This is a genomic window from Acinetobacter sp. TY2, from assembly GCF_046269225.1.
Lineage (GTDB): Bacteria > Pseudomonadota > Gammaproteobacteria > Pseudomonadales > Moraxellaceae > Acinetobacter.
Window position 1 is genome coordinate 1 of record NZ_JBJZOR010000048.1, and the last position, 6,662, is coordinate 6,662.

Annotated in this window: 7 protein-coding genes; 4 read left to right on the forward strand and 3 right to left on the reverse strand. The window is 35.3% G+C overall.

What is annotated here, in order from left to right; genetic code table 11:
• Positions 1-140 precede the first annotated feature (140 nt).
• The 3 genes from ACK1JC_RS16665 (at position 141) to ACK1JC_RS16675 (ending at position 2,317) form a co-directional block, all read left to right on the forward strand.
• On the forward strand, positions 141-443 hold the full coding sequence (locus tag ACK1JC_RS16665; RefSeq protein ID WP_174761320.1) for a hypothetical protein: 303 nt from the start codon (positions 141-143) through the stop codon (positions 441-443).
• A gap of 117 nt (positions 444-560) precedes the next feature.
• Positions 561-1,655, forward strand: a complete 1,095-nt coding sequence (locus ACK1JC_RS16670) for an AAA family ATPase (protein ID WP_151781636.1) — start codon at positions 561-563, stop codon at positions 1,653-1,655.
• Entirely contained in the window at positions 1,649-2,317 is a 669-nt protein-coding gene (locus ACK1JC_RS16675; RefSeq protein WP_151781635.1) for a DUF4276 family protein, read from the forward strand. The genes ACK1JC_RS16670 and ACK1JC_RS16675 overlap by 7 nt, the downstream gene beginning before the upstream one ends.
• A 526-nt stretch (positions 2,318-2,843) precedes the next feature.
• On the opposite strand, the gene ACK1JC_RS16680 is transcribed toward ACK1JC_RS16675, so the two are convergent.
• Complete coding sequence (locus ACK1JC_RS16680) at positions 2,844-3,485, reverse strand: TetR/AcrR family transcriptional regulator C-terminal domain-containing protein (protein ID WP_004787586.1); 642 nt, start codon at positions 3,483-3,485, stop codon at positions 2,844-2,846.
• Positions 3,486-3,550: 65 nt separating this feature from the next.
• Here ACK1JC_RS16680 and tet(39) point away from each other — a divergent pair, with 65 nt between their 5' ends.
• Positions 3,551-4,738 (forward strand): tetracycline efflux MFS transporter Tet(39), encoded by a 1,188-nt coding sequence (gene tet(39), locus ACK1JC_RS16685; RefSeq protein WP_004856455.1) that lies wholly within the window; start codon positions 3,551-3,553, stop codon positions 4,736-4,738.
• 229 nt (positions 4,739-4,967) lie between these two features.
• Here the strand turns inward: tet(39) and ACK1JC_RS16690 are convergent, their stop codons facing one another.
• Entirely contained in the window at positions 4,968-5,498 is a 531-nt protein-coding gene (locus ACK1JC_RS16690; protein ID WP_071852199.1) for a plasmid replication DNA-binding protein, read from the reverse strand.
• A 78-nt stretch (positions 5,499-5,576) separates the two neighbouring features.
• The gene (repM, locus tag ACK1JC_RS16695) at positions 5,577-6,488 is read right to left on the reverse strand and encodes a replication initiation protein RepM (protein WP_004733876.1); all 912 of its coding nucleotides are present in this window, start codon (positions 6,486-6,488) and stop codon (positions 5,577-5,579) included.
• Between the last annotated feature and the right edge of the window lie 174 nt (positions 6,489-6,662).

The window sequence follows — 6,662 nt, forward strand, 5'->3', positions numbered from 1 at the left end:
GGATTTACCCCTTGTCGCACCATTGGATGAAATCCAATGGCTAAGTGCGCCCTTCGGGAAAACCACGATAGCATGGGATGTCTTGAATTTCAATTCAAACAGACCTATGCTTGAGGGGGATTCCTTGATACGGTGATGGTATGAGTGTTGATAATTTAGAGCAAAAAATTGCAAAGCAAGAAGAGCGTTTAAAACAGCTAAAAGAACAGAAAAAAGCTGCCATTGCACGTGAAAAAAAGAAAGTTTCTGATCAGCAACGTAAAGATGATACTAGACGTAAAATTCTACTGGGTGCTTGGGCGCTGAATAAGTTAAAAAATAATGAATCTTTTAAGCAGCAATTAGTCGATTTTGAGCAATTTTTAAATACGGAAAATAAGACCGAAGAAAATAGGCAGAAAGATAAAGATCTTTTTAATGGATTTATTTGGGATAAGACCTAAATTTCGCATAAGAGATTTTATGTTAAATGAAAGTAGTAAAATACGATATTAAGTAATTAAAGTTTTAATTAGCAGTTTAAAATAATAACATTACGCAATTTTTAAGGTATTAGTAAAATGAGTAGACCTATTAAGCACCTTAAGATTTCTGGCTATAAATCATTGAAAAATGTGGATCTTGAGCTAAAAAACCTAAATGTTTTAATTGGTGCAAATGGGGTTGGTAAAAGTAATCTAGTCTCTTATTTTAGGTTGTTAAGCGCCATCTTAGATAGAAAATTACAAATATTTGTTTCTCAACAAGGGGGAGCAGAGAGACTTCTTTGTGATGGAATTAAATATACTGATGCAATATCAACAGAGGTGTATTTTGGGAATAATGGTTATCTTTTGACCTTAAAACCTACTGTTAATGGTGAATTATATTTTGAGGAAGAAAGAACATATTTTGCTGGTAATTTTACTAGTAGAAAGCTATTAGGTAGTGGCCATACAGAAGCGCTATTGCCTAAATACGTTAAAGAAAAAGATCCAATCTCAATGTATTGTTATGATGCCATCAAAAAATGGCGTATATATCACTTTCATGATACTAGCGATACAGCCGCTGTAAAAAGGGCTTGTTCTGTACATGATAATGCTTATTTAAGACCCTCAGCAGAAAACCTAGCAGCATTTTTATATGAGATGAGAGAGAAAAATGAACTTCACTACAAAAAAATAGTAAAAGTTATAGGGTTAGCAATTCCGTATTTTGATGACTTTGTTTTAGAACCAAAGGAACTTCCAACTGGTGAAGAACAATTAAGACTCATTTGGAAGCAAAAAGACAGTGATTATAAATTATGGCCTAGTCAGCTTTCTGATGGTTCTTTAAGATTCATATGCTTGGCTACAGCATTATTACAGCCTGATCCACCAACAACTATAATTATTGATGAGCCTGAATTAGGCTTACATCCCTATGCCATAACTTTATTGGGGGGATTGTTGAAATCTGCCTCAGAAAGGATGCAAGTTATTATTTCTACTCAATCAGTTCCATTGGTTGATCAATTTGAACTTGAAGATTTAATTATTGTAGAAAGAGATAAGGACGGTACTAAGTTTAAAAAATTAGAGATACAAGAATATGAAGGCTGGTTAGAAGATTATTCTACAGGCGAATTGTGGGAAAAAAATATTTTGGGTGGGAGACCTACAGCATGGTAAGAGTTCATATTATCTGTGAAGGTCAAACAGAAGAAACCTTTATTAATGAAGTTCTTATGCCTGATTTTAGCCGTAAAGGAATTTATTTATATCCAGCTCTAATTGGTAGGCCGGGTCATAAAGGTGGTAATGTTAAATATAGTAGAATGAAAACGGATATTGAAAATCGATTAAATGATGAAGAAGCATATTGCACTACATTTTTCGATTTCTATGGCCTCCATCCAGATTTCCCAGGAAAACAAATAGCTTTAGGGCATACTAATTTAAATAGTAAAAAACAAGTCTTAGAAGATGCATTTTTACAAAAATTATCTGATGATCTAGGTGAAAACAAAATTAGAAGATTCATACCTTACGTGCAAATGTATGAGTTTGAAGGGTTATTATTCTCTGCTAGTGAAGCAATAGCTTCAAATCTGGGAGTAAGTTTATCTTCTGTAGAAACTATTATTAATGAATTTGATACGCCCGAACATATTAATAATAGTCCTCAAACAGCTCCAAGCAAACGACTCAAAAACTTAAGTCGTGGATACGACAAAGTATTTTTGGGATCTCTAATTGCGCTAGATGTTGGTATTAATGAAATGAGAGAAAAATGTGTTGGTTTTAATAATTGGTTAAATCAATTAGAACGTTTAACTAATATAGATATCTAATTTATAGTAAAAAAGCCCGACATCCTGTCGGGCTTTTTTAGATTGGGTTGCTCGTCTTGCTGATCTCGTGCTGCCCATTCCTTGCGCTACTTTCTTATTCTTGTTTTTCTGGAAACATCCTGTTCCCTATATAGCCATCATAGGATTAATGCATTGAATTACCAATCCGCAAAATCCTTAAATTTATGTAAGTTTTAGCTTACATAGTTGGCCTATTTTTATCCCAAGAGTTGTCCGCAGAAATTGGGGATGATTTAAGTCCTGAGTGGGTTGATAACACACACTAAAGCTTCATTTTGATTAAATATTAACCGTATTTATTGGCAAGAAGTATCAAATATGCTCATAAAAAAGCCGACTTGTTTCTAAGTCGGCTTTTTGCTGTTTTCGAGGTCAGTCAAAAATTTTTAACTATATGAAAAACAACGTATTTTTATAGTGCATTTCGTATAAGCTCTATTATGTTAAATAATTAAGGATAAAAGCTTTATTACTAAATAGAACAGTTGCTTAAAGCAGTATAGAGTTAAGTTTGCATTTTAATATCAAGTTGTCTTTCAGCACCGATAATCACCATACGAATCCCATTTTCAAAAATGTCATCCGCATTCATATTTTGTAAGGTATTCACTCCTTGGAGCATGAGTGGATATATAGTTGGATCGGCTTCGAATGGTGGGTCTGATCTTATTTCTTCTTGCTGCTCCTCAAGGACCCACCCAACAATAAACCTTCCTAATGTCATAAGTAATGCAACTGCTTCAACAGGAGAAAACCCAGCATGAGATAACAGCGCAACTTGGGCCTCAATCGTGTTGAAATGTCCTTGACTGGGGCTAGTTCTTGCATGTAGACGAGCACCATCACGGTAAGCTAGTAGTGCTCGACGAAAGCTTACAGAATTAGCGAGCAACCAATCTTGCCATGTCATCCCATCGATGGGTAAAGAAACTAAATGGTGTTCATTTATAATGGTTTCCGCCATTGCTTCCATTAACAAGGATTTATTCTTGAAATGCCAATATAGAGTTGGAGATTTAATACCCAATCGTTGAGCTAGCTTGCGTGTGGTTATTGAATCTATGCCTTCTTCATTCAACATATCCAATGCGGTACGCAGGACTATTTCACGTGTCAGACGTTGAGGTGCAATATCTTTTTTACTCATAAATCTATCACTGATAGGGAGTGTGTGAGAGAATATTAATTCTATCATTGCTAGAGAAGGCATTTGTGAAGAAATCATTGAGCGTGATTTTAATCACTATATTTCTGGATGCTGTTGGGATTGGTTTAATTATGCCGATCTTGCCTGAATTATTACGGTCATTGGCTGGAGCTGAAGCAGGCGGTGTTCACTATGGTGCTTTATTAGCTGTGTATGCTCTGATGCAGTTCATTTTTGCACCTATCCTTGGAGCGTTGAGTGACCGATTTGGACGTCGACCTGTATTAATTATTTCAATTGCTGGTGCAACGGCTGATTATCTCCTAATGGCTGCTGCTCCTTCTCTATTGTGGCTATATATTGGTCGTATTTTTGCGGGAATTACAGGTGCCAACATGGCTGTTGCAACAGCTTATGTTTCAGATATTACTCCAGCCCATGAGCGTGCAAAAAGGTTTGGTCTCCTTGGAGCTGTCTTTGGTATTGGGTTTATAGCGGGTCCGGTAATAGGTGGAGTTTTGGGTGAATGGAACTTACATGCACCGTTCTTTGCTGCTGCTTTTATGAATGGGATTAATTTAATAATGACAGCAGTCTTATTAAAAGAATCAAAACACAGCAATAAAATGACTGAGAAGGTTCAGGAGCAATCAATATTAAAGAAATTATCCTATTTGATCACTCAACCTAATATGGCTCCATTGCTTGGTATCTTTTTAATTATCACATTGGTTTCACAAGTCCCCGCAACTTTATGGGTTATCTATGGGCAGGATCGTTATGGCTGGAGTATATTTATTGCAGGTGTTTCCCTTGCTAGTTATGGAATATGCCATTCTATTGCACAGGCTTTTGCTATCGCCCCTATGGTAAAGAGGTTTGGAGAGAAAAATACGTTGTTATGTGGAATAGCTTGCGATGCAATTGGTTTACTTCTTTTATCTATTGCTGTTGAAGAATGGGTGCCTTTTGCGTTGTTACCATTGTTTGCCCTTGGTGGAGTAGCCGTTCCTGCTTTGCAAGCAATGATGTCCAGAGGTATTAGTGATGAAAGACAAGGTGAATTACAAGGGCTATTAAGCAGTTTTAATAGTCTGGGGGCTATAATTGGTCCTGTATTAGTTACTAGCCTCTATTTTATGACTCAGGCATCAGCTCCTGGAATGGTATGGGCATTAGCTGCAATACTTTATGTAATCACCCTACCCTTATTGCTTAAGTATCGCCTGAATAAATATTCTGGAGTTCCATAAAATATTTAATTTATTGGTTTAAAAACTAATGGATTCTATAGTTTATCTAAAATTAACATAATACGCGTTATACGAAATGCGTTATAATTTTCTTTAGAAATCAATGCTGTAGTTTCTAGTTTATAGCTCATCTTCCCCAAGGTGGGCTTTTTTTATGATTTTTCACGTTCCACGCCTATTCTTTGATCAATGTTTCACGACTTTGTTCATATCAGTTTAACAATCGTGGTTAATCATAGGGTCTAAAAAAACGGCTCCAAAAGCCCCTTTTCTCCGGTTCCTGTTCAACATGCTCCGGCACTGGAATCCGCTTATTTTCCCTCCGCTCTGGAGTAGTCAATCCGTCATGTTTAGCTTCTGCTGTGTCAGGTTCGGGATCTGGTTTGACTATGCTGGGTTGCACTAATTCTTGATCGGTAAACGTAGTCATATTAGGTTTTGGGGCTTCTAATAGGCGTTGCATCGTTTCAATTTGGTTTTGATAGAAAGATTCCCGATCTTTGGCATCATCAAGCTGATTTTTGAGCATATCTATCTGCTGTCTAAGCAATAAAACTTCTGCCGAAGTTGGACTGTCTATTTTTACAGGCTCTTTTACATCCTGTTTTCTTGCAGGTTCACCAAATACACGGATGGCTTCTGAGAAATCAATCTTATTATCAGAATTTTTACTTAAAATTCCTTTGTTTATCTGATTATAGATGGTCTGTCTATTGATATTGTAAAGCTTGGATAACTCTAAAACTGAAAGGCTTTTCATGATGTAAAGTGATGCCTAATCTTGTAAAAATGTCTTGTCTATTAGACTGTCTAATAGACAAAACGACAAGTCTATATTTTAAGCAGTATTGAACCCGACTTTTTCTAGATAGGGTAAGTATTCCTGAACCTTATCAGGAATAGTTAAATTTTCAGAAATTCTTATAGCGAAGTCATCATAACTTTCACCAACTTTGCTGTACTTTGAAGCAAATGAAGGTTCATGAACTAGCTTATTTGAGAACAAAAGAATTTGTTTATCATTTAAGGCGATTTCCATTTTAATTGGCTGTGATGTTTTGGATCTTATTGTGAACTCAAAGCCAGTTATCTTGGTTCCAGACTTTTTGGTTTTATAATCAATAGTTATGTCCGAAGACTCATTAATTTGATCTTTTGCTACTTCAAGGACTTTCTTTTGAAAGTTATCAATTCTTGAAAGTTCTATTTCTGTTAAACCTAATGTATTTCGTAAATCAGAGAGAGAAATATAAAACTTTTTAGCAATCTTCCATTGCATACATATTTCATAAATCCGAACAGCATAAATACTAGAAAACTTACTTATTTGAAGAAGGTCATAACGCGTAAATTCTTTTTCTAAGCGACTTATTAATGGTATGACATCAGGAGCAAAAGATAAGTAAACAAAACCTGGCTTATAACCTACCTTAGATACCCATCGAGAAGTAAAAAAGATTTTAGAAGTATCTTCACTTAATAGATCAAAATCCCAATCCACATATGAAAATTGTCTGTCGAACAGGGTTTTACAAGCCCCTCGTAGCATGGAATAAGAGTTTTTGAGGCTAATATCAAACATTTCTGCATACTTTTTAGCTGATATTTTTATCAGAGAGTTAGCATCAATCAATGTTTTACTTTCTCTAGCTTCAATAATTGCTAAAAGTATTAAGCGCATTTCTACCAAATCAAGTTTGTAGCTTGCCTCAATCAAGATATTCGCTTTTACGACTATATTTTTACTCATTATTAGACCATAAAATTTTTATTAATTTACTATATATTTTTTTTTGTAGGAAATAAAGAAGAAAACGAGATAAACATATACTGCTAAAGGTAGGGATATATACTGCTAAAGGTAGGGATATATACTGCTAAAGGTAGGGATATATACTGCTAAAGGTAGGGATATATACTGCTA

What these genes read in the sequence shown, in the direction of transcription:
- ACK1JC_RS16665 (WP_174761320.1), top strand. Translation starts at nt 141, where the DNA reads ATGAGTGTTGATAATTTAGAGCAAAAAATTGCAAAGCAAGAAGAGCGT.
- ACK1JC_RS16670 (WP_151781636.1), top strand. Translation starts at nt 561, where the DNA reads ATGAGTAGACCTATTAAGCACCTTAAGATTTCTGGCTATAAATCATTG.
- ACK1JC_RS16675 (WP_151781635.1), top strand. Translation starts at nt 1,649, where the DNA reads ATGGTAAGAGTTCATATTATCTGTGAAGGTCAAACAGAAGAAACCTTT.
- ACK1JC_RS16680 (WP_004787586.1), bottom strand. Translation starts at nt 3,485, where the DNA reads ATGAGTAAAAAAGATATTGCACCTCAACGTCTGACACGTGAAATAGTC.
- ACK1JC_RS16690 (WP_071852199.1), bottom strand. Translation starts at nt 5,498, where the DNA reads ATGAAAAGCCTTTCAGTTTTAGAGTTATCCAAGCTTTACAATATCAAT.
- repM (WP_004733876.1), bottom strand. Translation starts at nt 6,488, where the DNA reads ATGAGTAAAAATATAGTCGTAAAAGCGAATATCTTGATTGAGGCAAGC.